Origin of the sequence: Amycolatopsis sp. NPDC098790 (assembly GCF_044759945.1) — a bacterium.
Lineage (GTDB): Bacteria > Actinomycetota > Actinomycetes > Mycobacteriales > Pseudonocardiaceae > Amycolatopsis.
On sequence record NZ_JBIWAI010000003.1, the window covers coordinates 541,063 to 567,277 of the forward strand.

General features: G+C 71.0%; 30 protein-coding genes. 17 read left to right on the forward strand and 13 right to left on the reverse strand.

What is annotated here, in order from left to right:
- Positions 1 to 71: 71 nt before the first annotated feature.
- Positions 72 to 227, forward strand: coding sequence for a hypothetical protein (locus ACIQWX_RS27700; RefSeq protein ID WP_400876998.1), 156 nt, complete (start codon positions 72 to 74; stop codon positions 225 to 227).
- A gap of 333 nt (positions 228 to 560) precedes the next feature.
- Here the strand turns inward: ACIQWX_RS27700 and ACIQWX_RS27705 are convergent, their stop codons facing one another.
- The 3 genes from ACIQWX_RS27705 to ACIQWX_RS27715 all read right to left on the reverse strand — a co-directional run bounded on the left by ACIQWX_RS27705 (position 561) and on the right by ACIQWX_RS27715 (position 3,802).
- Positions 561 to 959: an STAS domain-containing protein gene (locus ACIQWX_RS27705; protein ID WP_400876999.1), complete on the reverse strand. Its 399-nt coding sequence runs from the start codon at positions 957 to 959 to the stop codon at positions 561 to 563.
- Positions 960 to 1,013: 54 nt separating this feature from the next.
- On the reverse strand, positions 1,014 to 2,105 hold the full coding sequence (locus ACIQWX_RS27710) for a hypothetical protein (protein ID WP_400877001.1): 1,092 nt from the start codon (positions 2,103 to 2,105) through the stop codon (positions 1,014 to 1,016).
- Between the two features lie 317 nt (positions 2,106 to 2,422).
- Positions 2,423 to 3,802 (reverse strand): recombinase family protein, encoded by a 1,380-nt coding sequence (locus ACIQWX_RS27715; protein WP_400877003.1) that lies wholly within the window; start codon positions 3,800 to 3,802, stop codon positions 2,423 to 2,425.
- Between the two features lie 406 nt (positions 3,803 to 4,208).
- On the opposite strand from ACIQWX_RS27715, the gene ACIQWX_RS27720 reads away from it, so the two are divergent.
- Entirely contained in the window at positions 4,209 to 5,165 is a 957-nt protein-coding gene (locus tag ACIQWX_RS27720; RefSeq protein ID WP_400877005.1) for a hypothetical protein, read from the forward strand.
- A gap of 74 nt (positions 5,166 to 5,239) precedes the next feature.
- Here the strand turns inward: ACIQWX_RS27720 and ACIQWX_RS27725 are convergent, their stop codons facing one another.
- The 6 genes from ACIQWX_RS27725 to ACIQWX_RS27750 form a co-directional block, all read right to left on the reverse strand.
- The gene (locus tag ACIQWX_RS27725) at positions 5,240 to 6,601 is read right to left on the reverse strand and encodes an ATP-binding protein (protein WP_400877007.1); all 1,362 of its coding nucleotides are present in this window, start codon (positions 6,599 to 6,601) and stop codon (positions 5,240 to 5,242) included.
- Positions 6,598 to 7,284, reverse strand: coding sequence for a response regulator (locus tag ACIQWX_RS27730; RefSeq protein WP_400877009.1), 687 nt, complete (start codon positions 7,282 to 7,284; stop codon positions 6,598 to 6,600). Before ACIQWX_RS27730 ends, ACIQWX_RS27725 begins: the two co-directional genes overlap by 4 nt.
- Positions 7,285 to 7,329: 45 nt before the next feature.
- Positions 7,330 to 7,515: a hypothetical protein gene (locus tag ACIQWX_RS27735; RefSeq protein WP_400877011.1), complete on the reverse strand. Its 186-nt coding sequence runs from the start codon at positions 7,513 to 7,515 to the stop codon at positions 7,330 to 7,332.
- The gene (locus ACIQWX_RS27740) at positions 7,512 to 7,916 is read right to left on the reverse strand and encodes a hypothetical protein (RefSeq protein WP_400877012.1); all 405 of its coding nucleotides are present in this window, start codon (positions 7,914 to 7,916) and stop codon (positions 7,512 to 7,514) included. The genes ACIQWX_RS27735 and ACIQWX_RS27740 overlap by 4 nt, the downstream gene beginning before the upstream one ends.
- Positions 7,917 to 7,983: 67 nt before the next feature.
- The gene (locus ACIQWX_RS27745; RefSeq protein WP_400877014.1) at positions 7,984 to 9,705 is read right to left on the reverse strand and encodes a CocE/NonD family hydrolase; all 1,722 of its coding nucleotides are present in this window, start codon (positions 9,703 to 9,705) and stop codon (positions 7,984 to 7,986) included.
- A gap of 209 nt (positions 9,706 to 9,914) precedes the next feature.
- Complete coding sequence (locus ACIQWX_RS27750; protein ID WP_400877016.1) at positions 9,915 to 10,448, reverse strand: TetR/AcrR family transcriptional regulator; 534 nt, start codon at positions 10,446 to 10,448, stop codon at positions 9,915 to 9,917.
- A 23-nt stretch (positions 10,449 to 10,471) separates the two neighbouring features.
- Here ACIQWX_RS27750 and ACIQWX_RS27755 point away from each other — a divergent pair, with 23 nt between their 5' ends.
- From ACIQWX_RS27755 to ACIQWX_RS27780, 6 genes are all read left to right on the forward strand, one after another.
- Positions 10,472 to 10,906, forward strand: a complete 435-nt coding sequence (locus ACIQWX_RS27755) for an SRPBCC family protein (protein ID WP_400877018.1) — start codon at positions 10,472 to 10,474, stop codon at positions 10,904 to 10,906.
- A gap of 66 nt (positions 10,907 to 10,972) precedes the next feature.
- Complete coding sequence (locus ACIQWX_RS27760) at positions 10,973 to 11,545, forward strand: TetR/AcrR family transcriptional regulator (protein ID WP_400877599.1); 573 nt, start codon at positions 10,973 to 10,975, stop codon at positions 11,543 to 11,545.
- A 40-nt stretch (positions 11,546 to 11,585) separates the two neighbouring features.
- Positions 11,586 to 11,957, forward strand: a complete 372-nt coding sequence (locus ACIQWX_RS27765) for a winged helix-turn-helix transcriptional regulator (RefSeq protein ID WP_400877019.1) — start codon at positions 11,586 to 11,588, stop codon at positions 11,955 to 11,957.
- A gap of 42 nt (positions 11,958 to 11,999) precedes the next feature.
- Positions 12,000 to 12,746, forward strand: a complete 747-nt coding sequence (locus ACIQWX_RS27770; RefSeq protein ID WP_400877021.1) for an isocitrate lyase/phosphoenolpyruvate mutase family protein — start codon at positions 12,000 to 12,002, stop codon at positions 12,744 to 12,746.
- 40 nt (positions 12,747 to 12,786) lie between these two features.
- Positions 12,787 to 13,800 (forward strand): aminotransferase class V-fold PLP-dependent enzyme, encoded by a 1,014-nt coding sequence (locus ACIQWX_RS27775; protein ID WP_400877023.1) that lies wholly within the window; start codon positions 12,787 to 12,789, stop codon positions 13,798 to 13,800.
- Positions 13,801 to 13,888: 88 nt separating this feature from the next.
- Positions 13,889 to 14,509, forward strand: coding sequence for a hypothetical protein (locus ACIQWX_RS27780; RefSeq protein ID WP_400877601.1), 621 nt, complete (start codon positions 13,889 to 13,891; stop codon positions 14,507 to 14,509).
- An 81-nt stretch (positions 14,510 to 14,590) separates the two neighbouring features.
- Here ACIQWX_RS27780 and ACIQWX_RS27785 read toward each other — a convergent pair whose 3' ends face one another.
- Complete coding sequence (locus tag ACIQWX_RS27785; RefSeq protein ID WP_400877025.1) at positions 14,591 to 15,523, reverse strand: ferritin-like domain-containing protein; 933 nt, start codon at positions 15,521 to 15,523, stop codon at positions 14,591 to 14,593.
- Between the two features lie 121 nt (positions 15,524 to 15,644).
- Between ACIQWX_RS27785 and rimP the strand changes: the two genes are divergently transcribed.
- The 8 genes from rimP (at position 15,645) to ACIQWX_RS27825 (ending at position 22,913) form a co-directional block, all read left to right on the forward strand.
- Positions 15,645 to 16,178, forward strand: coding sequence for a ribosome maturation factor RimP (gene rimP / locus ACIQWX_RS27790; protein ID WP_400877026.1), 534 nt, complete (start codon positions 15,645 to 15,647; stop codon positions 16,176 to 16,178).
- Positions 16,175 to 17,221: a transcription termination factor NusA gene (gene nusA / locus ACIQWX_RS27795; protein WP_364271750.1), complete on the forward strand. Its 1,047-nt coding sequence runs from the start codon at positions 16,175 to 16,177 to the stop codon at positions 17,219 to 17,221. Before rimP ends, nusA begins: the two co-directional genes overlap by 4 nt.
- Positions 17,222 to 17,331: 110 nt before the next feature.
- Positions 17,332 to 17,616: a YlxR family protein gene (locus tag ACIQWX_RS27800; protein ID WP_400877028.1), complete on the forward strand. Its 285-nt coding sequence runs from the start codon at positions 17,332 to 17,334 to the stop codon at positions 17,614 to 17,616.
- A 78-nt stretch (positions 17,617 to 17,694) separates the two neighbouring features.
- The gene (gene infB, locus ACIQWX_RS27805) at positions 17,695 to 20,676 is read left to right on the forward strand and encodes a translation initiation factor IF-2 (RefSeq protein ID WP_400877603.1); all 2,982 of its coding nucleotides are present in this window, start codon (positions 17,695 to 17,697) and stop codon (positions 20,674 to 20,676) included.
- A gap of 70 nt (positions 20,677 to 20,746) precedes the next feature.
- Positions 20,747 to 21,040: a DUF503 domain-containing protein gene (locus ACIQWX_RS27810; protein WP_003083991.1), complete on the forward strand. Its 294-nt coding sequence runs from the start codon at positions 20,747 to 20,749 to the stop codon at positions 21,038 to 21,040.
- Positions 21,041 to 21,060: 20 nt separating this feature from the next.
- The gene (gene rbfA / locus ACIQWX_RS27815; protein ID WP_400877030.1) at positions 21,061 to 21,543 is read left to right on the forward strand and encodes a 30S ribosome-binding factor RbfA; all 483 of its coding nucleotides are present in this window, start codon (positions 21,061 to 21,063) and stop codon (positions 21,541 to 21,543) included.
- Positions 21,544 to 21,546: 3 nt separating this feature from the next.
- Positions 21,547 to 22,365, forward strand: a complete 819-nt coding sequence (locus ACIQWX_RS27820) for an alpha/beta hydrolase (protein ID WP_400877032.1) — start codon at positions 21,547 to 21,549, stop codon at positions 22,363 to 22,365.
- Between the two features lie 68 nt (positions 22,366 to 22,433).
- Positions 22,434 to 22,913 carry a hypothetical protein gene (locus ACIQWX_RS27825; RefSeq protein ID WP_400877034.1) on the forward strand — a complete coding sequence of 160 codons (480 nt, stop codon included), beginning with the start codon at positions 22,434 to 22,436 and terminating at the stop codon, positions 22,911 to 22,913.
- Positions 22,914 to 22,955: 42 nt separating this feature from the next.
- Here ACIQWX_RS27825 and ACIQWX_RS27830 read toward each other — a convergent pair whose 3' ends face one another.
- Genes ACIQWX_RS27830 through ACIQWX_RS27840 form a run of 3 tightly spaced genes read right to left on the reverse strand, consistent with a single transcriptional unit; the run spans position 22,956 to position 25,170 of the window.
- Entirely contained in the window at positions 22,956 to 23,582 is a 627-nt protein-coding gene (locus tag ACIQWX_RS27830) for a class I SAM-dependent methyltransferase (RefSeq protein ID WP_400877036.1), read from the reverse strand.
- Positions 23,579 to 24,121 carry a TetR/AcrR family transcriptional regulator gene (locus tag ACIQWX_RS27835; RefSeq protein ID WP_400877038.1) on the reverse strand — a complete coding sequence of 181 codons (543 nt, stop codon included), beginning with the start codon at positions 24,119 to 24,121 and terminating at the stop codon, positions 23,579 to 23,581. Before ACIQWX_RS27835 ends, ACIQWX_RS27830 begins: the two co-directional genes overlap by 4 nt.
- A gap of 17 nt (positions 24,122 to 24,138) precedes the next feature.
- Positions 24,139 to 25,170 (reverse strand): TRM11 family SAM-dependent methyltransferase, encoded by a 1,032-nt coding sequence (locus tag ACIQWX_RS27840; protein ID WP_400877040.1) that lies wholly within the window; start codon positions 25,168 to 25,170, stop codon positions 24,139 to 24,141.
- 25 nt (positions 25,171 to 25,195) lie between these two features.
- Here ACIQWX_RS27840 and ACIQWX_RS27845 point away from each other — a divergent pair, with 25 nt between their 5' ends.
- Positions 25,196 to 26,185, forward strand: coding sequence for a bifunctional oligoribonuclease/PAP phosphatase NrnA (locus ACIQWX_RS27845; RefSeq protein ID WP_400877042.1), 990 nt, complete (start codon positions 25,196 to 25,198; stop codon positions 26,183 to 26,185).
- Positions 26,186 to 26,215 lie beyond the last annotated feature (30 nt).

A 26,215-nucleotide genomic window follows, 5' to 3' on the forward strand; every position in this document is an offset into this window, starting at 1 on the left:
CGGCCCTTTGTCCGACCACACCACCCAGGCACCGCAGACGACCATCCGGCAGGACCCGAAAGGCAGCGACTATGACCACCACCGTGACGCAGAGGACGGCAGTCCGCCCGGCGACAACGCACCGGACGCGACCAGCACGCCAGACGGTGACGGTGCCGACCGCCCGGACGACGGCGACCGGCCGGGCACCGACCGGTCCCGACGAGCCCGGCGAGGCACCGCCGTAGGACGGCCTGAGCGGGCCGTAGACGGCTCGACACCGTCACAGTCGAACCGGGCGACCGGCGCGGGGTGTCGACGCGTCAGGGCCGTTGCGGGCCGACCACGAAGGAGAGCCGCCTCGCAGCGTCCGATCCCGACCCCGGAGGAGTGGGCGCAAGAACAGTTGAAGAACGCTCCGGAGCGCTCACACGCATGGGCCGCGAAAGTCGCGGCGATCTACGGCCTTGGGATACCCGCCGACTCCCACCGTGAGACCTGAGGGTTCCCGGAAGCACCGCGCGAACAGTGGGGGGCGACCAGTTCAGCACTGGTTGCCCCCCGCCGTCGTCTGGACAACTTCAGCCGTCCTCCTCGTCGGAGTTCGGCGGTGATGGCGCCGTCACCCACGCGTACGCCGCGTCCAAATCGGCAACCAGCATGATGACTTCGCTCATCCCCACGATCTCGAACACGCGCGCCACAGTTCGTTGCGCGGCGGCGACCACGAACGAGATCTTTTTTGTAGACGTCACCGTCGCCGCGTGGGCCATTGCGTGTAGTCCGGCTGACGTGCAGAACGTCAGGTGTTCGAGGTCGAGAATCAACCCCGCTGGGTCATGTCCCAGTTGCGTGAATATCGCCTTGCTCAACTGTGGAGCGCTAGCCAGGTCGAGTTCCCCGGCAACCTTGAGCACCACCGCGCCGGGCAACGTCCGGACAGTGATGCTCACGCCACGGTCAACATGTTCGTCCGACATACCTCAGAACCCTATCGCCTCCGCGCCCTGGTCGAGCCGTCCTGTTGGCTCGGTTCACACTCCGGCGCATGGCTGATATGCGACGACTAGATGCCCCTGACCACGTTGCTGCGCAAGCGTTAATCGCCCGATTTGCGGCCCAGGATTCGCATGCGGGGTGTCGTCGGTCAACCCGCTGAAATCCAGATGGCACGCGTCCACAAACAGCGTGCCGTCCGGGTTGGGCTGTGTCGCCTGCCCCGGGAGGGACAGGTTGTTCACGTAGTCGCCCGCCGCCGTCACCTCGGCTGCCATCGCGCGGATCGCGGCCGGGCAGTCCGGCACATGCCGGGCGTCGGCGAGTTGCTGACGGGCAGCAGGCGCGAAGACGAAACACGCGTCGGCGACCGCGTCCGGCGTCGGGCGGGCGATCCGTTCCGCCAGGAAATTGACCATGCTCCCGGGGCTGTGAGGCAAGATCCGGGCCACCGCCTCATCGTGGGCCTGATCCAGTTCCTGTTGCGACTGGCGCGCGTGGCGGGCCGCGTCCACGGCCAGCATCACCCATCCTGTTGCCACCATCGCCACACCCAGCGCAAGCGCCGTCAGTGTCTGCCACCGCCGGACCCGTAGCTGCAACATCACCAGTGAGGCCACCCCAGCACCGGTCACCGCGACCCCCGCCAGCAGCACCCACCACCACGGGTCCACATAGGTCAGCAACCACACCCCGACCACCAGCAGCGGCCCCGTCAGCCGCCATACCGGCGGCAATCGCCGGGCGAACACCAGCACGGCCAGCAGACCGCCGATCCCGCCGAACAACCACGGCCACATTTCCCAGCCGGACAGCCACCACGCGACCAGCGCGAGAATCCCCGCGCCGATCAGCGCGGGCACCCGTATGGCGCGTTCAATGGCCGCGCGTCGCCGGTTCCTGTCCTGGTCGCGGGCCGCTTTCCGCTCCCCGGCAGCGACCACACGGTCTACGAAATCTCTCCCGCCCATGATCCCAGGATGCGCCTCTACCTGCGACAACGCCACCGCGCCGATCATCCGAGCGGGGACCCGGGCGCGCGAAGCGGCGGGGCACTCGACCAGAAAACCCACAAGTCGGGCGGTCTTGTTTTCCCCGCCTTTTAAAAAAATTCCCCCGTACGCCGGCAACTGTGTTAAAGCACGTGATTTGACATTCTGGTGGAGCTTATGCACGCTGTTCCTATGCGAGCTACCAGCCACGTAATCCGGAATCTGTTCAAGGAAACCAGCATGTTGGTTCAGGCAGGCGAGACGTTCCCGATGGACAGCATGGAAGCCTACCGAGCGAGCGCACAGCGTTGGCTCAAGGACAACTCGAACCTCTCCACGAGGACTATCGAGCACGCCGACTGGCAAGAGGTCTATGAGACCTTCAAAGCATAAAGAATCCCCCCCCCCGGGAGACCGGGGGGGCTTTCTCTGTGTTTGCGGCAGGGATCGAAAGGTCAGTCGCTGTGCCGGAAAATCGGCTTGATTTGGTCTGGATGGAACCGGACACCCTTCCCTGCGGGTGTAATCACCACGGCGGTAAGAGTCTCGGCAATCGCTGCTTGTTTCAATTCGATGGTGAAGCTCGGCTTTTCCCACTGTTCGTCAAGGTTCGCGACGGCCGCATCGCGGGCGTCCTGTTGTGCCTCATACTTGCGTTTCTCGCGTTTGAGAGTGGCCTCTGTGGCTTCCATTCGCGCGAGGCTGGGAAAGTAGTTTTCCGCCGAGTAGGTACCGGCTTCGTATCGCATCGATGATTCCCGCATTCGTTCTTTAAGGTCGGCGAGTTCCTTTTCTTTCGGCCATGGCGGTAGCTTCTCTATCTTTCGAGACTGAATCTTCCGATGCTCGGCAAGCACCAGTGCGCGGATGTAGGCGTCCACGGGGGCCGCGTCCCGCGAAGTGCTGGCGCACCCGCCTTGCCCTTTCCCCGGGCACCGGTAGATCTCGACCAGTTCTCCGGAACGCTGGTTACGCCTGTTGGACCCCACCATGCGGGCATTGCACTTGCCGCACCGGACGAACGGCGACAACAAATGATTGGTCCGGTACCCGCGTCCCTTCCCGCCGACGCGCGACTGTTCTTGCCCCTGAGCGGGAGCCCAGGCGCGCACGATGGCCGCATGCTGGTCGTCGGTAAGAATCGGCTCCCACTTCCCGCGAACCGGCTTACCGTCCTCGCCGTTGAGAACCGCGCCACGGTAGACGACTTTCCCGCACATACGCGGGCGGGTGAACATATTCCGCACTGTAGCGGCCCGCCACTCCACTCCGGTCACGGTGGGAATCTTTCGCTCATTCCACTCTTGCGCCAATGTGAGCGGGCTCAATCCCGCGATAATGCGTGGAACGGCGGCAAGGATGTGCTTCGCTTCCCGCTTGTTCACGGTGAGTCGGTCTTTGCGCCAGCCAAACGGCCGATTGGGGCCGCCGTGCGTCTTGCCCGCCTGAGCGGCACGACGTTTTCCATCGGTGACACGACGGGATGTGTTGCGGGATTCGGCGTTGCGTTGATTGACCAGCCGTCGCGCGGAGTCGATTCCCTCATCGGTCGTCAGGTTGACATTCCCGGTCATGCTGACGACGTAAATTCCGTACAACTCGACCGCGTCGATGAGATCTTCAAGAATGCGCGGATCGCGGGTCGCCCGGTCGATATCGGCGCACGCGAGGGCGTTGCATTCACCCCGACGCAAGGCGGTGAGAATCGACTCCCAATCCGGGCGGACAACACGGAAGCCGTAGGTGCCATCCGGCAGCAGCACGCGCCGCCGCTTGAACGACGACACGTTGGGTTCCGGGACCTCACGATCAACCCGACCGCCGATCGTCTTCACGAACGCCCGTAGGTCGCTGAGCTGGTAGTCAACCTGTCCCTCACCAGGGGCGTCCTGCCCCGGTATGACCCTGGACTCACGGGCTTGGAGGATCCAAACTAGCTGGTCAGGGGCGTGCTCGATCAGCGTCCGGCCCCGCTCGCGGAGTGGCTGTGAAGGTCCCATGACACCCAGTGTGCACTAGGAGAGTCATAGCTACCGCGACGAAGTAGCGCAGGTGGAGCATCTCCATGCCCCGACCCTACGGCTGAAGGGCACCTTCCTCTCATCAGATGCGACGAAGGTGCCCTTCAGCTCATCTCATGCGAGGAAGGTGCCCTTCAGCGCTGTCCACATCACCCCGGTTATCCACAGGGCAGGCGCTCGGGTCTGGTACTTGACGGCTGGCGGTGGTCAAGATCATGACGTGAAGGTTGGGTACTGGGGCGACGACCCCGAACTGCTGAGCGACAACAGCGACAAGGGCGTGATCCGGGTGCAGCGGCTGCAAGAGCTGGGAGTACCTGCGACGACCGCTTACCGGAGATGCGGCCCAGGCGGACCTTGGACCCGGCTGCTCCCGGGCATCGTCCTGCTTTCGAACGCGCCTCCGACGCATCCACAGCGGATCGCGGCCGCCTTCCAGTACTGCGGACCCGAGGCGATCCTCACCGGTACGGATGCTTGTCGCGTGTTGGGCCTGCGGAACGTGCCGGAGGAGTGCACTGCCATCCAGTTGCTGGTTCCGCACCGTCACCGGCGGCGCAACTATGACTACGTGCAGGTCGAACGCACCCACCGCTTGCCGAAGGTGATCACCCGACGTGGGTTGCGCGTGGCCGAGCCGAGCCGTGCGGTTCTGGACGGATGCCGCCAGATGAGCGAGCTCCGGCCTGTACGCGCTCTCTTGACCGAAGCTGTGCAGCGCTCCTTCACGACGTGGGAGCAACTCAACGAGGAATTGGCGAACGGCAGCCAGCGAGGTAGTGCGGTTCCTCGTCTGGTCCTTGCGGAGATGGCCGGCGGCGCCGAGTCGGTGGCTGAGCTCGACGCCGTCCGGCTCTGGAAGCGAAGCGGGCTGCCGGAACCGAAGTGGAACAAGCCACTCTTCGCGCGTTCCGGGGCCTACATCGCGAAGCCGGATGCCTGGTTCGACCAAGCCGGCCTCGCCTGGGAGATCGACTCGGTGGCTTTCCACGCCGACGCGAAGGGGTTCGCGCGAACTTTGGACAGAAACGCGCGCTACGCAGCTGCCGGAGTATTGGTCCTGCCGACACTGCCGTCGCGGCTGCGTACCGAACCCGAGGCGGTGATCGTCGAGCTCAAGAGTGCATACGCGGCGGCCGCTGCCCTGCCCAAGCCGAACGTCCGGGCCGTAGCGTGAGCTGAAGGGCACCTTCCTCTCATCAGATGCGACGAAGGTGCCCTTCAGCTCGTCTCATGCGAGGAAGGTGCCCTTCAGCGCGCGGCCAGGGGGAACGCCATCGTGAACGCCGCTCCGCCCTCCGGGGCCGGGCCCGCCGTCAGCGTCCCGCCCATCCGCGTCACCAACCCGTGCACCAGCGCCAGCCCGATGCCCGACCCCACCGGCCGCCGGTCCCGGTACCTCGCGTTCAGCACACCGCGATCGAACGCCACCGGGTAGTCCTCCGGGGCCAGCCCCGGGCCGCCGTCGCGTACCGACAGCGCCGCGTCCGAAGCGGACACCGCGAGTGAGAACACCATCGGCGCCCCGGCCGGGGTCACGCGCAACGCGTTCTCCGCCAGCCCGTCCACCACCTGGCGCAACCGCCGCGCGTCCGCCACCACCGGGACCGCGGCGGCGGGCGCCGAAACCGACAGCCGGACGCCCTCGCGCTCGCACCGCAGCTGCCACACCTCGGCGCAGTCGCGGACCAGCGCGGCCAGGTCCACCGTGGCCGGATCCAGCCGGAACTCGTCCGCGCCCAGCCGGGCCAATTCCAGCAGGTCCGTCACCAGCCGCTCCAGTCGCGCCGCCTCGCGCTGGATCGTCCGACCCGCGCGCACCGCGTCGTCACCGGAGGCGACGCCGTCCGCGATCGCCTCGGCGAAGCCCGTCACCGCGGTCAACGGCGTCCGCAGCTCGTGCGACACCGACAGCAGGAAGTCCCGCTGCCGCGCCTCGCTCACCGCCAGCGCGTCGGCCAGCGAGTTCAACGAGCCCGCGACCTCGGCCACCTCACGCGGCCCCTGGACCGGCACGCGCACGTCCCGTCGCCCCGCCCGCAGCGAGCCCGCGGCCAGAGCGGCCCGGCGCAGCGGACGGCCCAGCAGCCGGCCCGACAGGAAGCCCGCCAGCGCCGCCACCAGCAGCCCGATCCCCAGCGCCAGCGCGATGTTGCGCACCAACGCCCGTTGCGTCGCTTCGGCGTTGCGCGCCGGCAGGACCAGCGCGAACGCCGCCCCGCGCGTGCCGACCACGCGCGTCTCGACGAGGTACTGCGACCCGCCGGCCGTGACGCGCCCGGAGTGGTCCGCGGCGAGCCCGAGCTTGGCCGCCGCCTGCACCGCGGCCGCCTCGCCGAGCGCCTGCCCGCCCGCGCGCCGGACGACCACCGAGATGCCCTGCCCCCGCACGACGTCGGCCACCTTGCCGACGCCCAGCCGGTTGCCGATGCCGGTCTCGTCGAGCTGCGTCGCGACGACGTCGGCCTGCGCCGACAGCGACGACTGCAGCACGTTGTCCGCCGTCGTCCGGATCAGCCGGGCCGCGACGAGGCCGGCCACGATCACCGCCACGCCCGCCACCGCCAGGCACACGAGCGTGATCCGCCCGGCGAGCGTGCCGCGGTACCTCACGCCGGGTCCGCCGCGTAGCCGATGCCGCGCACCGTCCTGATCGGACTGGCTGGCCCGAGCTTCGCCCGCAGCTGCGCCACGTGGACGTCCACCGTGCGCGTGCCCGCCGCCGCGGCGTAGCCCCAGACGGCGCTCAGCAGCTGGTCGCGCGAAAGCACCTGCCCCGGGTGCCGGAGCAGGTGCGTGAGGAGGTCGAACTCCGTCGACGTCAGGGAAACCTCGGCGTCACCGGCCCACGCCCGCCGGGAAAGGACGTCGACGCGCGCGCCGCCCACGGCGAACGTCTCGGCCGCCGGGGTCGCCCCGGACGCGCGGCGCAGCACGGTCCGGACCCGGGCCGCCAGCTCGCGCGGGCTGAACGGCTTGGTCAGGTAGTCGTCGGCGCCGATCTCCAGGCCCAGCAGGCGGTCCAGCTCGTCGTCGCGGGCGGTGACGAACAGCACCGGCGTCCAGTCCCCGGCCGCGCGCAGCGCCTTGCAGATCTCGATACCGTCCATTCCGGACAGTCCGATGTCGAGCACGATCGCCACCGGCTTCAGCCGCCGCACGGCGTCCAGCGCGCGGCCGCCGTCGGCCTCGACGTGCACGCCGAAGCCGTCGCGCTTGAGGTACAGCGCAGCCAGCTCGGCGATCGCGGCCTCGTCCTCGACCACGAGGACGAGGCCGCGTCCCGGTGACCCCATGCCCGCTCCCGTCGCCGCCGTCGTCAACGGGGAGACGCTAGCCGGTCAGGGCGAGCCATCGCTGTTCATGTCGGATTCGATGCCGTTGAGCGTCGACTCGATCCCGCTCAGCTCGGACGACGCGGGCGCGTTCTCGGACGGCGAGCCGACGAGGTTGTCGCGGCAGGCCGAGCAGCCGAGCGCGATGAGCGCGGCGGCCCCGACCGCCGCCGCGACCCTCGCGCCCCTCACTTGGCCGGCTTGCAGTGCGCGGACGCGAAGGCGTCGAGCTTCTGCTTGGCCGCGTCGAGCTCCCCGATCCGGCCCTGGCGCTTGGTGGCGCGGTCGTCGAGCTTCTTGGCGCGGTCCTCGTGGCCCTTCGCCCGCTGGTCGGCGGCCCGGGCCTTGAGGTTGGCGACCGAGCCGCTGATCTCGGCGCCGCCGTTGATCCGCGTCTTGAGGTTGCCGGCCTTCTTCTGCAGCTTCGGCACCCAGTCCGAGCAGACCTGCTGCGACTCCTCGGGGCTGAGCGTGATCGGCGCGACCGGCGCCGGCGACGTGGTCTGGGCCGAGGCCAGCGGCGCCGCCACCAGCAGGCAGGCCGCGCTCCCGCAGCCCGCCAGCGCCAGCCGCGTCCAGGTGGTTCCTCGCATCGTGTCTCCCTTGGGTGAGGTGCTTGCGGGGAGAACTTTCGCGGGACGGTGTTCGGAGGGCGTCCGCCTAGTGTTCGGGCTTTGTAAGGCCGAGGGTGAGCGACGTCCGGGCGAGGTCGAACGTCAGCGTGTCGCCCAGTGCCGGCAGGTCCGGGTCGAAGAGCAGCCCGTCGGTGCCGCCGAGCAGCAGGCCGAGCCGGTGCCCGGCCGGGACGACGTGGTCGAGCGCGGTGAGGGTGAACGTCATCGGGTACGCCCGGCCCGGGACGAGCGGTTCGCCGTGGCGCAGCGACGCGTGGTGCCCGAGGTCCGCCGAGCCGTACGCGACGATCTGGTGGTCGACGTGCACGAGGTCGGTGGCCGTGTCGAGGAAGCACGCGGAATCGCCGGGGAAGCTCACGCCCCAGCAGGACGTCATCGTCAGGTTCTCGATCCCGCTGCCGTAGTTCGCGGTGTCGCGCACTTCGGCCGGGCCGTAGTCGACGAGCGCGACGCCGAGCCGCGCGGCGGTCTTGTCCGACGACGCCGTGATCATCACCGACGGCGACCCGGCGATCCGCACCGCCGAAGTCAGCGGAGCGCCGGTGAACCGCGCGGCCGACACGCCGGCCGCCCAGTCCTCGCGGCCGACGGCGGGGTCGTCGACGACCGTGGCCGTGCCCGACCCGCGCGGCCCGAGGCTGCCGTCCGCCGAAGCCCGCAACGTCACCGGCACCGTCGCGGGCGGCCAGCTCCGGACGTCCGTCCACCGGTCCGGGGCGGTTTCGAGGTGCACCGCGGGCTCGTGCTCGACGCCGTTGCGGATGCCCTTCAGCCAGCGGTCGAACCAGCGGCCCAGCGTCTCGACCCACTCCGCGCGCCGCAGGTCGAACGGGTCGACGTGCCCGGCCTGGCTCAGCCACGCCTTGCGCGGGACACCGGCCCGCCCGAGCGCGTCCCAGTAGGCGGCGAACTGGTTCGGCGCGACGGCGCCGTCCCCGAAGCCCTGCGCGACCAGGACGCTCGCGCGCCCGGGCCGCGGCACGTAGTTCACGCTCCGCCAGTAGGCGTTGTAGTCGCCGTTCGTGCCCATGCGCGCTTTCAGGTCCGCTTCGAACGGCCGGCACAGCTCGGCCGCGCGTTCGTTGTAGGTGAAGGCCGACCCGGTGTGCTCCGGCGTGGCCAGCGGCGCGCCGTTCGCGACGAGCTGGCTGTAGTTGTCGGCGACGCCTTCGATCGGCACGATCGTCTTCAGCCCGGGGAGCCCGGACGCGGCCATGCCGATCGCCGTGGCGCCGTCCTGGGACTTGCCGATCGCACCGACGTCCCCGGTGGCCCAGTCCGCCTTCACCGGACGGCCGCCTTCGGGGGCGTCGAACGCCTTCGCCCGCCCGTTGAGCCAGTTCACGACGGCGTTGCCGCTGCCGACGTCGTCGAAGCACCCCGACGAACGATTCGTCCCGCCGACGTCGGCCAGGACCACCGCGTAGCCGCGCGGCACGAAGTAGTTGTCGTAGAACAGCGGGAACTGCTCCGGGGTGCCGTCCGGTGCGTAGGTCTTCTTCTGCGATTCGTTGCCCCGGCCGCAGCACGCGTAGTACGGGCTGACGTCCAGGATCACCGGGACGCGTCCGCCGCTCGCCGGCCGGGCGATGTCCGCGGCGACGCGGTCGGGTTTGCCGTCGCGGTCGTGGTCGGTGCCGGTTTCGACCCAGGCCGTTTCGCGGATTGGGCTTCCGGTGGCGGCCGCCATGGGTGTTAGCCCGGTCGTCGTGATCAGTGCGGTCAGCAACCCCAGTAGCAGACGCATTGCGTCAGTATCACGTGGTTCGTTCGTGCGTCGCCAGGAACTGCGTGAGGGCCCGGGTGGTTTCCGGCACCCCGAAGCTTGATTGTGACTACGGCCGGCGGTACCGCGTCAAGGCGGGAAAGATGCCTTGACCCGGTGCCGCCGGCCGTGTTCTGGCTTCGGATCGGGGTGCGGGGGGTCTGGGTGCTCGTTGGCTCTCTTTGGTCGGGTCAGGCGCTGTTTTCGTACATCTTCAGGAACTTCGCCATTGCCGCGTTCACGGCTTCTCGGTCGCCCGTCGTCACGAGGTCGAGCAGCAGCCCTCGCGTGACCGCGAGGCCGAGGCGTGCGTGCGCGGGCCGGTCGGCTTCCGGTACTCCGCGCTCGGCCAGTAGCGCTTCGATCGGGCCTAGCCAGTCGTCGATGACGCCGTCCAGGAACTCCGTCGTCCCCGGTGTGCCGCCTAGTGCCTGGCCGTAGAGCTGGAAGAACAGCTTCTCGTTCGCGCGCAGGTCGTCGTCGGTGAGGCGGCGCCAGAAGTCCGGCGGGTCCAGGTCGGCCAGCGCTGCCCGCTGGCGGGCCTCGACCTCGCGCGCCACCGCCGTGAGCAGGCCTTCTTTCGAGCCGAAGTGGTAGATCAGCATGCGGTGGCTGGTGCCGACGTCCGCGGCCAGCGCGCGGAGGCTCTGGCCGGCGCCTCCGTGGTGGGCGATGCGGTCGATTGCCGCGTCGAGGAGCTTCTCGCGCGGGCTTGCGTCGATCATGTACCAAATGGTACACGTACCAAATGGTACAGAGAATCTCTGTCCGCGGGGTGACAACCGCGGACGCTGACGCCGTGTACGCGCTGTTGCGCGACGGCGCGAGCTGGCCGCGCTGGTCGCCGCTCGGGTCGTTCGAGCTGGTCCGCCAAGGGGTGGACGAACCGGAGGGGATCGGCGCGATCCGGCTGTTCCGGACCGGTGGCATCCGGTCCTACGAGGAGATCGTCGCGCTCGAACCGGGCCGCCGGTTCGGCTACGCCCTCGACCACGGCCTGCCGCTGCGGGACTACATTGCCTACGTCGACCTCGCGCCGGTGGACGGCGGCACGGAAATCCACTGGCACTCGTCGTTCACGGCGAAGGTCCCCGGCACCGGCTGGTTCTACCGCCGGTTCCTCGCCCGGTTCATCGGGCGGGTCGTGGCGGGGCTGGTCAAGGCCGCGCCGGTGGCCCCATAAAGTAGGCGCATGTCAGCGCCACGACGGGGATCGACCGGCCGCACCCAGGAGGAACGCAGCGCGGCGATGCGCGTCCGGCTGCTCGACGCGACGATCGACTGCCTCGTCGAGTACGGCTACGCGGGCACGACGACGACCCGGGTGGCCGACCGCGCCGGCGTCACGCGCGGCGCGCAGGTGCACCACTTCCCGACGAAGGCCGACCTGGTGACGTCGGCGGTCCGGCACCTCGCGGAAAAGCGCACCGAGGTCGCGATGGCCGAGCTCGACCGGCTCCGCGCCTCCACCGACCCGGTCGGCGACGCGCTGCAGCTGATGTGGGAGATGCACCAGGGCCCGGTGTTCTCGGCGACGGTCGAACTGTGGGTCGCCGCCCGCACCGACGCCGACCTGCGGCGCCAGATGGCGGCGGTCGAGCCGATCGCGACGTCGAGCCTGGTCGAGTTCGGCAAGGCGCTGCTGCCGGACCACGCGGAGCACCACGAGTTCCTGCACGCGGTCTACACGGCGATGGACGTGGTGCGCGGCATCCTGATCGCGAGCTGGGCGACGCGCGACCAGGAGGACCTGGAAGCCCGCTGGGAACGCGGCCGCCGCCACCTGCGCCTGCTGTTCACGACGCTGATGGCCACTGTCTGATTGGCGTGTTACTCTCCCGCGGAAAGTGAGGAGGCACGCCGTGCTGTCGAACCCGTACGACCGCAACTGCCCGACCCGCCAGCTGCTCGACCGCATCGGCGACCAGTGGACGGTCCTGATCGTCGGCGCGCTGAAGGACGGCCCGCTGCGGTTCACCGAGATCGCCCACCGGGTGGACGGGATCTCCCAGAAGGTTCTGACGCAGACGCTGCGCAGCCTGGTCCGCGACGGGATCCTGACCCGCACGGCGTACGCGGTCATCCCGCCGAAGGTCGAGTACGAGCTGACGGCGCTGGGCCGCAACCTGTCCGAGCCCCTGGACATGCTGGACCGCTGGGCCCGCCGGCACATGACGGCGGTCCAGGAGGCCCGCGACGCCTACGACGCGGAGCACACCCCGGCGTCGGCGTGAGTTCGGCGCCCGCCGAAGCGTTCCGCTCGTAGGTTCAGGGGCATGGACGAATTCCGCGCCCTCCACATCCCCGGCTCCCCGCTGCTGCTGCCGAACGCGTGGGAGTTCGGCGTCGGCGCTTTCCTCGCCGCCCAGGGCTTCCGCGCGCTCGGGACGACCAGCCTCGGCGTCTCCGCGGCCACCGGTGAACCCGACGGCGCCCCCTCGACGCGGGACACCACTGTCGCCCTCACCCGGCGGCTGACCAGGCTGGACGTCCTCGTCAGCGTCGACATCGCCGACGGCTTCAGTGCCGACCCCGCGGCCGTCGCCGATCTCGCCGCGGAACTCCGCGAAACCGGGGCCGTCGGCGTCAACGTCGAAGACGGGCTCGCCCCGGTCGGCCACCAGGTCAGCCTGATCAAGGCCGTCAAGGACCGCGTGCCGGACCTCTTCCTCAACGCGCGCACCGACACCCACTGGTCGGGCGACCACTCGGTCGAAGAAGCCGCACGACGGGCCAATGCCTACGCGGACGCCGGTGCCGACGGCCTCTTCGTGCCCGGCCTGGCCGACCCGGCGGACGTCGAGCGGATCGTCGGCATCGGGCTCCCGGTCAACCTGCTGTTCCTCCCCGGCAAGGTCACCTTCGCCGGCCTCGCGGAGCTGGGCGTCGCGCGGGTCAGCCTGGGCTCGCTCCCGTACCGGGCGGCCATCGCGGCCGCCGCGCAGACGGCGCTGGCCGTTCGTGACGGCCGGGACCTGCCGCTGAGCCCGCCGAGCTACGCCGACGTCGTCGCGCTGCTGTAAGGGGTGAACTGTCCCGCGCGGATCTGCTTGGCTCGGCGGCATGCGCGCCTTCGGAACCGACTTCGCCGTCCCGCCCGGCTACCTGAACACACCCAGCGTCGGCATCCCGCCGGCCCCGGTGGCGGCCGCGGTCGCCGAGTCCGTCGAACGGTGGCGCACCGGCGCGACGCGGCCGGGGGAGTTCGACCAGTACGTCGACCGGTCGCGGGCCGGGTTCGCGCGCCTGCTCGGCGTCGAACCCGGGCGCGTCGCGATCGGCGCGTCGGCCTCGCAGCTGGTCGCCAACGTCGCCGCCGCGCTGCCCGCCGGCACCCGCGTGCTCGCCGCCGAAGGGGACTTCACCAGCGTGACCTTCCCCTTCGCGGCCAACCCCGGCGTCACGGTGACCGAGGTGCCGCTGCAAGACCTCCCGGAGCGGGTCGAGGGCCACGACGTCGTCGCGGTGAGCGTCGTCCAGTCCGCCGACGGCAGGCTCGCCGACCTCCCCGCGCTGCGCGCCGCCGCCGAGGCCGCCGGGGCGGCGGTGCTGCTCGACGCGACCCAGGCCGTCGGCTGGCTGCCCCTCGACGTCGCCTGGGCGGACTGGGTCGTCGCGGCGGGCTACAAGTGGCTGCTGTCCCCGCGCGGCTGCGCGTGGCTCTCCGTGCGGCCGGACGCCCACGAGCGCACCCGGGCGGTCGCGGCGAACTGGTACGCGGGGGAGGACCCGTGGGCCACGGTCTACGGCCTCCCGCTGCGCCTGGCCGGCGACGCCCGCGCGTTCGACCTCTCGCCGGTCTGGCTCGCCCAGGTCGGCGCGGCCGCCGCGCTGGAGCACCTCGGCGGCCTCGACCTCACGCAGGTCGCGGCGCACAACACCGGCCTCGCCGACCTGCTGCTCGGGAAGCTCGGCCTGCCGCCGCGCGGCAGCGCGATCGTGTCGCTCGACGCCGATCCGGAGCGGGTCGCGGCGGCGGGCATCGTCTCGAGCGTCCGCGGCGGCCGGGTGCGCGTCGGCTTCCACCTCTACAACACCGCTGACGACGTCGAACGCGTCTTACACGCATTCGAGTGAACGCCGCCGGGGCGGTGAACTACCGTATGGCCCCGTGGTTGGTGCGCATTTCACCCCAGGCCCGTCCGACACGGCCCCGCTCGGCGCGGTGCCCCCGCAGCCGCGGCCGCCCGCCCCGGGCCCGCCGCCGCGGGACACCAAGGCCCTCGCGCTGCGCGGCGCCGGGCTGGTCGCGATCGCCGTCGTCGCCGGGCTGCTGTGGTACCTGATCCGGCACGACTCGACGCCGGACGAGCCCGTCGCGCAGCCCCCGGCCCAGAACACCGGCCAGTACCAGTTCACCAAGGTCGCCGGGCCGGACCGCGTCAACGACTGCTCGGCGAAGTCCTACGGCGACACGCAGAAGTTCTTCGAGGACACGCCGTGCCAGTCGCTGGCCCGCGCGCTGTACACGACGGAGACGGGCGGCGCGAAGGCACTGGTCTCGGTGGTCGTGGTGGGCATGCCGGACTCGACGAAGGCGAAGGCGCTCAAGACGCTGACCGAGAAGGACGGCACCGGCAACGTGACGGACCTGGTCCGGGACAAGACGTTCGCCGGCACCGGCGTCCCGAGCCTGAGTGGCAAGAACTCGGCGTACTCGTCGAAGGTCGAGGGCACGAACACGACGATCGTGCTGGCCGACTTCTACGACAAGCACACGGACAAGGCGTTGATCGAGAAGATCGCCGACGACGCCCTCCGCCTCTCGGCCGACCTCAAGGGCTGACCGGGCCCCCTCCGCACGACATGAATGACTCATTCATGTCGCCAGGCGACATGAATGAGTCATTCACTACGTCGGTGCGGGTTAGCCTGCCTGGCCGGGCATGGCGATCGCCGCCGGCTTCTCGCCCGCTTCGGAGCGCCACGGCGTCCCGCGACGCGACGCCGCCACCAGCGCGTGCAACGCCGTCGTCCGCAGGCCCGCGTCGTCGGTGTGGTTGACCACCGCCAGCCACGCGTTCGCGCAGTCGGCCTCGGCCGTCGCGACCACCAGCGACGCCGACTTCGCGTCCGTCACCGGCTTCTTCGGCACGTACGCCGCTTCGGGCGCGACCGGGGTTGCCCCCGACGCCGCCAGCGCCGTCTGCAGCCAGTCGCGACGCACCGCGTGCTCGGCGGCCCCGGCCTTCTCGGCGTCGCCGAAGTCGCCCGGCAAGAACGCGCTGACCAGGCCGTACACCCACACGGCGGCGTGCTCGGCGGCGAGTGCCGTCTGCAGCGGGTCGACCGCCTCCGCCGGCACCGCACCCCCGGCCGCCGCGGGTGCCGGCGCGTCCTCGCCGGGCCCCAGCGCGGGAGCCGTGCGCTGCAGGGCCGCGCAGCCCGCCGCCACCGCCGCGACCAGGCCGGCCCGGTAGCGCGGCAGCCCGCCGACGAGGTCCTCGGCCTGCTTGCGCGCGGTCGCCAGCCGCTCCTTCAGGTCGCTCAGCGCGGCCGGCGCCGCCGGGGCCCCCGACGTCGAGGGCTTGGGCCGGTTCAGCCGGTCCACTTCGGACTTCAGCGCGGCCGCGTGCGCCGCGCGGGCGTCGGCGAGCTGGCCGGCGGCGTCGGCGTCCTCGCCCTTGGCCAGCGCCCGCGCGGCGGTGGCGTCCGCCTCGGCGGCGGCCAGCAGCGGCTGCAGCGGGTCGGGGCTCTCGTCGTAGCCGGGCCCGCACGCGGCCAGGGGGACGGCCAGCGCGGCCAGCGCCCCCGCGCGGAGGGCGGCACGACGGGTCAGGTCGGTCGGTCTTCCGGTCACGTCGGCCCATCCTGCCAGGCCCCGGGGCGGCCCCGCCGCTCGCGCGGAGGGAACGGGGGACCGGATAAGCTGGTCCACCACCGACCCGCGCAACTCCAGCCCGAAACAAGGAGAGCCCCACGTGCCAGGAGAACTCGCCAGCCGGCTTCAGCCGATAGTGGCCGAAGCCGTCACCGCCGCGGGTTTCGACCTCGACTCGTTCGAGGTCCAGCAGGCCGGCCGGCGGCAGCTGGTCAAGGTCGTCGTCGACGCCGACGACGGGGTCGGGCTGGACGAGGTCGCCGAGGTCAGCCGCAAGGTCTCGGCGGCGCTCGACGAGAACGAGCACGTGCTCGCGAGCGCCTACACGCTGGAGGTCACCTCGCCGGGCCTCGACCGCCCGCTCACCCAGCCGCGGCACTGGCGGCGCGCGCGGTTCCGCCTGGTGAAGGTCACCCCCGCCGAGGGCGCGCCCTTCATCGGCCGGGTCGGCCACGCGGGCGAACACGCCGCCCGCGTCCTCGACGGCGGCGAGATCCGCGACGTCCGCTACGCCGACGTGGCGAAGGCGGTCGTGGAGATCGAGTTCAAGCAGCCGCCCGCCGAGGACCTGAAACTGCTCGAAGACGACGCGTCCGGCATGAAGGCCGCCGAGACGGAGAAGGGGTCGAAGTGAACGTCGACATCGCCGCGCTGCGGGCGATCGAACGGGACAAGGACATCCCCTTCGAAACGGTGATCGAGGCCATCGAGACGGCCTTGCTCACCGCGTACAAGCACACCGAGGGCCACCAGCCGCACGCCCGCATCGACATCGACCGCAAGACGGGCCTGGTGCGCGTGCTCGCGCACACGCTGACCCACGACGGCCAGGTCGACGAGGAGTGGGACGACACCCCCGAGGGCTTCGGCCGGATCGCCGCGACCACCGCGCGCCAGGTCATCCTGCAGCGGCTGCGCGACGCCGAGCACGAGAAGACGTTCGGCGAGTTCTCCACCAAGGAGGGCGAGATCGTCGCCGGGGTCATCCAGCGCGACGCCCGCGCCAACGCCCGCGGCATGGTCGTGGTCCAGGTGGGGGACACCGAGGGCGTGCTCCCGTCCGCCGAGCAGGTGGCGGGGGAGTCCTACGAGCACGGCAGCCGGATCAAGGCGTACGTGGTCACCGTCTCGCGCGGCAACCGCGGCCCGCAGATCACGCTCTCGCGCTCGCACCCCAACCTGGTGCGCAAGCTGTTCGCGCTCGAGGTCCCGGAGATCGCCGACGGGACCGTCGAGATCGCCGCCGTCGCGCGCGAGCCGGGGCACCGCACGAAGATCGCGGTCAAGTCCACCGTGGCGGGCGTCAACGCCAAGGGCGCCTGCATCGGCCCGGTCGGCGCGCGCGTGCGCAACGTGATGAGCGAGCTGGCGGGCGAGAAGATCGACATCATCGACTACTCCGAGGACCCGGCCCGGTTCGTGGGGAATGCCCTGTCGCCGGCGAAGGTTGTTTCGGTACGAGTCGTGGACGAGCGGGCGAAGACCGCCCGCGTCGTGGTGCCGGACTTCCAGCTGTCGCTGGCGATCGGCAAGGAGGGCCAGAACGCCCGCCTCGCCGCCCGCCTGACCGGCTGGCGGATCGACATCCGCAGCGACGCCGCACCGGTGGACGACGAGGGTGATCAAGACCACGCCCGTCCGCCGCGGCCCGCCGCGACAACCGGTTCGGCTGAGTGAAGGTCGAAGCGCTAGACTCAGGAGTGGTTCGAGGCCCGCGGCGGGTAGCCGAGCACCAGCCCCACCGGAATTCCCCGGTGCGGACTTGTGTCGGCTGCAAGCGGCGGGCATTGATCGGTGAGCTGCTGCGCGTGGTCGCGGTGGCCGGGCGGGTGGTCGTCGACGAGCGTCGGCGGCTGCCGGGCCGGGGGGCTTGGCTGCACCCCGACCCGGACTGCCTGGCCAAGGCCGAACGGCGGCGGGCCTTCCCGAGAGCCTTGCGGGCTCCCGGGGCGCTCGACGCCCGCGAGGTCCGCGAGCACGTCGGGCGCACCACCCCGCACCACGAACCCGGGACGTCCCCGGGGTCGCGAGGAATCAAGGAAGCAGGTCGACCCGTCATGAGTCAGCCGTGAAGCTGAAGCCATGAGCGTCAGACAATAAGGACGAGGTCAGCGGGATTTCCGCCTGGCCTCCCCTAGATGAGGAGAGTTGTGCCAGGCAAGGCCCGCGTACACGAGCTCGCGAAGGAGCTCGGCATCACCAGCAAGGACGTTCTCGCGAAGTTGAAGGAACAGGGCGAGTTCGTCAAGTCCGCGTCGTCCACGGTCGAGGCGCCCGTCGCCCGCCGTCTCCGCGACGCGTATGCGCCCAAGGGCGCGAAGAAGCCCACCCCCGGCCCGTCGGCGCGCCCCGGCCCGCCGGCCGCCAAGCCCGGTGCGCCCGCCGCCCCGAAGCCCCCCGCACCTGCCCCGCAGGCGCCGGCGGCCAAGGCGGCTCCCGCCCCGGCTCCGGCCGCACCCCAGCAGCAGGCGCCCGCGGCGTCGAAGCCGGCCACCCCGGGGCAGCGCCCCGGCCCCCGGCCCGGCCCGCGTCAGCAGCCCGCCGCGCCCGCTCCCCAGCAGCAGGTCCCGGCCGCCAAGGCCGAGGCACCCGCCGCGCCCAAGCAGGACACCCCGGCCGCGCCCGCGCAGGGCACCGGCTCGGTCGTCCCGCCGAAGCCGCAGGGCCCCAAGCCCGGCGGTCCCAAGCCCGGTCCGCGCACCCCGCGGGTCGGCAACAACCCGTTCGGCGTCGGTTCCGGCGCCCCGCCGCGTCCGCAGGCCCCGCGCCCCGGTGGCGGTCAGGGCGGCGACAACCGCCCGCCGCGTCCCGGTGGCGGTCAAGGCGGCGGTGACCGTCCGGCCCCGCGGCCCGGCGGCGGCGCCGGTGGCAACCGGCCGAGCCCGGGCAACATGCCCCCGCGGCCGAACCCCGGCATGATGCCGGGCCGCACGCAGCGTCCCGCCGGTCCCGGTGGCGGCGCGCGTGGTGGACCCGGTGGCGGCGCCCGTGGCGGCCCCGGTGGCGGCGGTCGTCCCGGTGGCGGCGGCGGCGGTTTCCGCGGCGGTCCCGGTGGCGGTGGCGGCGGCGGTGGCTTCCGCGGCGGCCCCGGTGGCGGCGGCGGTGGCGGCGGTTTCCGTCCCGGCGGCGGCACGGGTGCCCCGGCCGGTGGTGGCGGCGGCTTCCGCGGTGGCGGCGGCGGTCGTGGCGGCCCCGGTGGCCGTGGCGGTACCGCGGGTGCCTTCGGGCGGCCCGGTGGTCCCTCGCGCAAGGGCCGCAAGTCGAAGCGGCAGAAGCGCCAGGAGTACATGGACAACATGCAGGCGCCCAGCGTCGGCGGCGTCCGCCTGCCCAAGGGGCAGGGCGAGACGATCCGGCTGCCGCGGGGTGCTTCGCTGACCGACTTCGCCGAGAAGATCGACGCCAACCCGGCTTCGCTGGTGCAGGTGCTCTTCCACCTCGGCGAGATGGTCACCGCGACGCAGTCCGTGTCGGACGACATCCTCGAGCTGCTCGGCGGCGAAATGAACTACACGGTTCAGGTCGTCAGCCCCGAGGAAGAAGACCGTGAGCTGCTGGAGACCTTCGACATCACCTACGGCGAAGACGCGGGTGAGGAAGAGGACCTCCAGATCCGGCCGCCGGTCGTGACCATCATGGGTCACGTCGACCACGGTAAGACCCGACTGCTCGACACGATCCGGAAGACGAAGGTCCGCGAGAGCGAGGCCGGCGGCATCACGCAGCACATCGGTGCGTACCAGATCGAGACCGAGCTCGAAGGCAACCCGCGGCTGATCACCTTCATCGACACCCCGGGTCACGAGGCGTTCACCGCCATGCGTGCCCGTGGTGCGAACTCGACCGACATCGCGGTGATCGTGGTGGCGGCCGACGACGGTGTGATGCCGCAGACGGTCGAGGCGATCAACCACGCGCAGGCCGCCAAGGCCCCGATCGTGGTCGCGATCAACAAGATCGACAAGGAAGGCGCGAACCCGGACAAGATCCGGCAGCAGCTGACCGAGTACGGCCTGGTCGCCGAGGAGTACGGCGGCGACACGATGTTCGTCGAGATCTCCGCGCGGCAGAACATCAACATCGACGGCCTGCTCGAGGCGATCCTGCTGACCGCCGACGCCGCTCTGGACCTCCGGGCCAACCCGGACATGGAGGCCCAGGGTGTCGCGATCGAGGCGCACCTCGACCGCGGCCGCGGCCCGGTGGCCACCGTCCTGGTCCAGCGCGGCACGCTGCGCGTCGGTGACTCGGTCGTGGCGGGTGACGCCTACGGCCGCGTCCGCCGGATGGTCGACGAGCACAACGTCGACGTCACCGAGGCGCTGCCGTCGCGTCCCGTCCAGGTCATCGGGTTCACCTCGGTGCCGGGTGCGGGCGACACCTTCCTGGTGGTCGACGAGGACCGCGTCGCCCGGCAGATCGCCGAGCGCCGGTCGGCTCGCACGCGCAACGCGCTCAACGCGTCGCGCCGCAAGCGGGTCAGCCTCGAGGACCTCGACTCCGCCTTGAAGGAGACGAACAGCCTCAACCTGATCATCAAGGGTGACAACTCGGGTACGGTCGAGGCCCTCGAAGCCTCGCTGCTCCAGCTGGACGTCGGCGACGAGGTCGAGCTGAACGTGGTCCACCGCGGTGTCGGTGGCGTGACCGAGTCGGACATCGACCTGGCGACCGCGTCCGACGCGATCGTCCTCGGGTTCAACGTCCGCGCCCAGGGCAAGGCGACCGAGCGGGCCACCCGCGAGGGCGTCGACGTCCGGTACTACACGGTCATCTACCAGGCGATCGACGAGATCGAGCAGGCCCTCAAGGGCATGCTCAAGCCGGAGTACGAAGAGGTCGAGCTGGGCCGCGCGGAGGTCCGCGAGGTCTTCAAGTCCTCCAAGATCGGCACGATCGCGGGTTGCCTGGTCATGTCCGGCGAGATCCGGCGCAACGCCCGGGCTCGTCTCCTGCGCGACGGCACCGTCGTCGCGGAGAACCTGCCGATCAGCTCGCTGCGGCGGTTCAAGGACGACGTGGTCGAGGTCCGCGAGGGCTACGAGTGCGGTCTGACGCTCGGTTCGTACGGCGACATCAAGGTCGACGACCAGATCGAGACGTACGAGCAGCGCGAGAAGCCTCGCGCGTAAGGATGTTCGACACCGGGTGTGCGTTCTCGCGCACACCCGGTGTCTCCCTACTACACCACCAAAACTGCCTATGTTCGTCGGAGCTCTCGAGCTCGACATCCTGCTCGGCGACGTCCATTCGCTGAAGCAGAAGCGATCCGTGGTCCGTCCGGTGCTGGCCGAGGTGCGCAAGCGCTTCGCCGTGTCGGTGGCCGAAGCCGGGCACACCGACCTGCACCGCCGGACCCTCATCGGGGTGGCCGTGGTCGCCGAAGGTGGCGAGCACGTCCGTGACGTGCTCGACTCGTGTGAGCGGTACGTGGCGAGCCGGCCGGAGTTCGAACTGCTCTCCGCGCGCCGCCGGCTGCTCGGACCGGACGATTAGAACTTTTCTAGGAGAACGACATGGCTGATCCGGCTCGGGCTCGCAAGCTCGCGAAGCGGATCTCGCAGATCGTGGCGTCCGCGATCGAACACGAGGTCAAGGACCCCCGGCTCGACTACGTGACCATCACGGACACGAAGGTCACCGGCGACCTGCACGACGCCACGGTGTACTACACGGTGCTCGGCGAGAAGCTGGACTCCGTCCCGGACTTCGCCGGCGCCGCAGCCGCGCTCGAATCGGCGCGCGGCGTGCTGCGCACGAAGGTCGGCCAGGGCACCGGAGTCCGCTACACGCCGACGCTGACGTTCGTCGCGGACACGATCCCCGAGGAGTCGAAGCGGATCGAAGACCTCCTCGCGAAGGCCCGCGAGGCGGACGCGGAGGTCGCCCGCCGCGCGACGGGCGCCCAGCACGCGGGCGACGTCGACCCGTACAAGGCACCGCGCGAAGACACCGAAGAGGACGACGACGAGTTCGCGGAGGAGGAGAGCCGGGGCTGACCCGTGCTCTCCCGCCGCACCCTGCTCGCCGGCAGCGCGTTGACGCTGCTGGCGGGCTGCTCGTCTTCCCCGCCGACGCCGGACCCACCCGCGGTGGCGCCGCCGACCCGCCCGTCGCCACCGCGCGACCCGGTGACGGTCGAGCGCGTGCACTCGGCCGCTCGCGGCACGGACGTGGACCTGGTCCTCATCACCCCCGAAGGTGTTCCGGCTTCGGGTCTGCCGGTGTGCCTGGCCTTGCACGGCCGCGGCGCCCGCGCGCGAACCTTCCTCGACCTGGGCGTCCCCGCGGCGCTGACGGCGGCGGTCCGCGCCGGCGCACCACCGTTCGCGGTGGCCGCGGTCGACGGAGACCACTACTGGGTCGACGTCGGTTCCGGCGACGATCCGCAGCGGATGCTCACCGACGAGGTCCCCGCCTGGCTGGCGGGCCACGACCTGCGTCCGGCTTCGGCAGCGTTCGGCATTTCCATGGGCGGCTTCGGCGCTTTGCGCTTCGCGCGCTCACACCCGGACCTGAAGGCGGTCGCCACGGCGAGCGCGGCGCTGTTCGTCAGCTGGCCGGATGCCCGCAGCCGCAAGGTGTTCTCCGGCGAGGACAACTGGCGTGCGGAGGAACCGTTGCTGCACCCGGCAGAACTGCGCCCGGACGCACTGGGCGTCTGGTGCGGCGAGTCGGACCCGTTCCTGAGCGCGGATCGCAGGCTGGTGAAGGCGGTTTCGCCTGCGGTGTCGAGGTTTTCCCCGGGCGGCCACCAGGACGAGTACTGGCGCGGCATCCTGCCGGACGTCCTGGACTTCGTGGGGCAGCGCCTTTCCTGACCGGCTAAACCGCCGGGTGCCGCCGAGCGTGGTACGCCGGAATGCCGGCAACGAAAGGACTGCGCCCCATGAAGAGGATCCTGCACGTCTGGCTCTGTCTCGCGGCCGCTCTGGGCGGGATGCTGCTGTCGGGTTCCACCGCGTCCGCGGCCCCGGGCAACTGCGCGACCGCGGGCTGGGTGCTGCGGTCGGCCGACATCGTCAACCACACCAACGGCGCCGCGATCGGCAAGGTCTACACCTACGTCAACTCGTGCAACCAGTACTGGGCCCAGCTCAAGCTCGACAAGGCCCTCGGCGCGGGCCAGTGGGCCAACGCCTTCATCGACGTCCACCTGAACGGCAGCCCGGCCGGGCGCCTGACCTGCGCGCGCGGCGACGGCGGGAACGCCGAAGTCTCCCAAGGGCAGACCAGTTGCTACACCGGCTACTTCACCTCGACGGACACCGGGATCACCTACCAGTCACACGGTTACGTCTACAACTACCCGTCCAGCATGTTCGCCTCCGGGATCACCCAGAACTGCAGCCGCTGGGAATGCATCTGACCGCATCGCGGTGACCGCGAAGGCTGAAGCACTCCGCGTGCTTCAGCCCTTCGTGGCGCGCGCGAACAGAATTGCTTGCGACACCTTGTTCCCCGGGTCGAGCGCCCACTCGGCCTCGATCGTGAACCCGGCCGCCCGCACCCGCTTCGCCAGCCACCACGGCTGCCGCAGGTGGACGTTGACCCGCATCGGGTGGCCGCCGTAGCCCTCGGTCTTCAGGCGCGTCCCCACGCCGACGTGGTAGCCGATCACCAGCAGGCCGTCGGGCCGCAGCACGCGCCGGAAGTGGCCCAGCGCGACCGGCACCGACTCGTCCGGGACGTGGATCAGCGACCAGAACGCCAGCACCCCCGCGACCGACGCGTCCGGCAGCGCCAGGTCCGTCATCGAACCCACGTCGAACCGCAGCTCCGGGTGCGCCCGCCGGGCCACGTCGATCATCGCCGGCGACAGGTCGATGCCGGAAGCGTCGACGCCCAGCGAAGCCAGGTACGCCGTGAACTGCCCCGGCCCGCAGCCGACGTCCACCGCCGGGCCGTCGACCTCCGCCGCGAACAACGCCAGCGCCGCCTTCATGTGCGGGTGCTTCTCGAGAGCGCCGGAAACGAACTCGGCGTAGCTCGACGCCACCGTGTCGTACGACGTGCGGGTGTCCGCGAGCCAGGTCATCGCGCGCGCAGCCCGTCGAGGACCATGCCGAGCGCGCGCCGCCAGTCCGGGGTCGCCGTCGCCGCGGCGAACACCATCGCCAGGTCCTCCGCGCGGAAGTCCTTCCGCAGCGCACCGGCCTCCTGGGCGCGCGTGATGATCCGGTTCATCCGGGAAGCGTTGGCGTGCTTGGCTTTCTCCAGTCCCGACGAAGGGTCGAACACCCGCGAGCAGACCTCGGTGAAGCCGCGGTCGGACACCTGCATCAGCACCGACCGTTCGAGGAACAGCACGAAACCGTCCCAGGGGTCGTCGACGGCGAGGGCTTCTTCGCTGATGGCCTGGGCTTCTTCCAGCGTCGGCAGGAACGCGGCCTCGACCAGGTCGGCCCGGGTCGGGAACCGGTTGTACAGCGTGCCGATCGCGACCTCGGCGCGGCGGGCGATCTCGTCCAGCGGGGCGTCGACGCCCTTGGCGCCGAACACTTCCCGCGCGGCGGCGACGAGTGCCTCCCGGTTGCGCCGGGCGTCGGCGCGCAGGGGGCGGTCCTCGACGGTCACGAGCCGGAGTATATCGATCAGGACGCCGGTTTCACCGCGACGACCAGGTCGCGCAGGATGGCCTGGTCGACCCGGTGGGTGAACTCGTCCCACGGCCCGCCTTCGCGGACGTCGAGCCCGGCCTTGCGCAGCACCTCGACGAGCTCTTCGCGCGGCAGCACGGTGGTGTTCCACGAGATCCCGAGCGCCCCGCCCGGCCGCAGCACGCGCGTCCACACCGGGACGGCCGCGGCGAGCAGGTCGCGCGGGCTGCGCTGCAACCCGGCCTCGCGGTGGCTGCCGTGCTGGACGCCGTACGGCGCGTCGGTGACGATCACGTCGCACGAGTTCGCCCGCAGCACCTCGTCGGTGGTCAGCGTGTCGGCCTGGAAGTAGGTGAGCTTGCGGGTGTCGCCCGCTTTGTACGCTTCCTTGTCCAGCGCGTACTCGATGTCGAGGCGCCGGCCGAGCCGGACCTTGTTGCGGCGCAGCTGTCCCGAGTCGGCGGTGTGCTTGACGCGCTTGTTCCGCAGCCACGTCTTGATGAACGCCTCGTAGGCCTCGAAGTCCTTGGCGTCGACGTCCAGGCCGGTGGCGTGCAGGCCGTACATCATCGCCTGGTTCAGCGTGGTGCCGCGGCCGCACAGCGGGTCGAGCAGGTACTTCGGCCGGTCGGAGAACGGGTCCGCGGTCGCCAGCAGCGTCACGTTCAGCAGCAGCTTCGTGAACGACTCGTTGGTCTTGCCCGGGTACTTCTGGATGGTCAGCAGGTCCGAGTCCGCCTTCGCCAGCGGTGTCACGGTGACCGGACGGAGGACGCCGTCACCCAGCTCGAACAGCGCGTACAGCGACGAAAGGTTCGACAGCAGCGCGAGGTCGCGCCCGCCGAGGGGCACCGAGCTGGTGAAGCGCACGTAGCCGACGCCGCCGAGCTCGACCTCCTCGATCCCGGACAGCTCGGCCGGCAGCGCCGCGCCGAACACCGCCAGCTCCGCGCGCAGCAGCGCGGGGGAGGAGGCGGCGTAGACCCGGTTGGCTGACGGGTGGACCAGGATCACGTACTCAGGCATCCCGCAGAGCGTAGCGTGACGCACCGTGACCCCTACTTTGGCGCGGGACATCCGCGACGCGGCCGCGCTGCTCGCGTCGGCGACCGACGTGACGGTGCTCGGCCACGTCCGCCCGGACGCGGACGCCCTCGGCAGCGCGCTCGCCCTCGGCCGGGCACTGCACCAGCGCGGCGCGCGCGTCCGCGTGTCGTTCGGCGAGCCGGACGAGGCCCCGGAGACGCTGCGGTGGCTGGACGAGGACGGCCTGCTCACCCACCCGGACGACCTGCCGGACAGCGAAGCGCTGCTGGTCTGCGTCGACACACCGGTGCCGAAGCGGCTGGGCCGCCTCGCCGGGCGCGTCGAGCTGGCGGAATCGGTGCTGGTGATCGACCACCACGCGACCAACACGTTCTACGGGAGCTGCAACGTCGTCGACGAGACGGCCGAGGCGAGCGCGATCCTGGTGTTCCGGATCCTGGACGCGATGGGCGTCGAGCCGGACGAGCCGATCGCGCGGGGGATCTACGCCGGGATCGTCACGGACACGAGCGGGTTCCGCCGCGCGAGCCCGGAGACGCACCGGATGGCGGCGCGGCTGCTGGAGGCGGGCGTCGACCCGGAGAAGGTGGTGCGGCGGATCGTCGACGAGCGGCCGTTCGCGTGGTTGCCGATGCTGTCTTCGGTGCTCAGCGAAGCTTCTCTGGATCGCGAAGCGGCGCAGGGACGGGGTTTCGTGCACGCGGTGGTCCGCGTCGACGAAGCGCGGACGGTCCGGGCGGAAGAGGTCGAGTCGGTGATCGACGTGGTCCGTTCGGTCCGCGAGGCGGCGGTCGCGGCGGTGCTCAAGCAGGACGTGACGAACCCGGCGCAGTGGCAGATTTCGCTGCGCTCGGTCGGGCTGGACGTCTCGGCGGTGGCGGCGGAGTTCGGCGGCGGAGGGCACCGGCAGGCCGCGGGGTGCACGATCGCGGGTGCGGCGGACGAGGTGCTGGCCGGGTTGAGGGCGGCGCTGGAGCGGGCGCCGTTGCTGTAGGCAGCCGGCTGACGAAACGACGTGAATGAC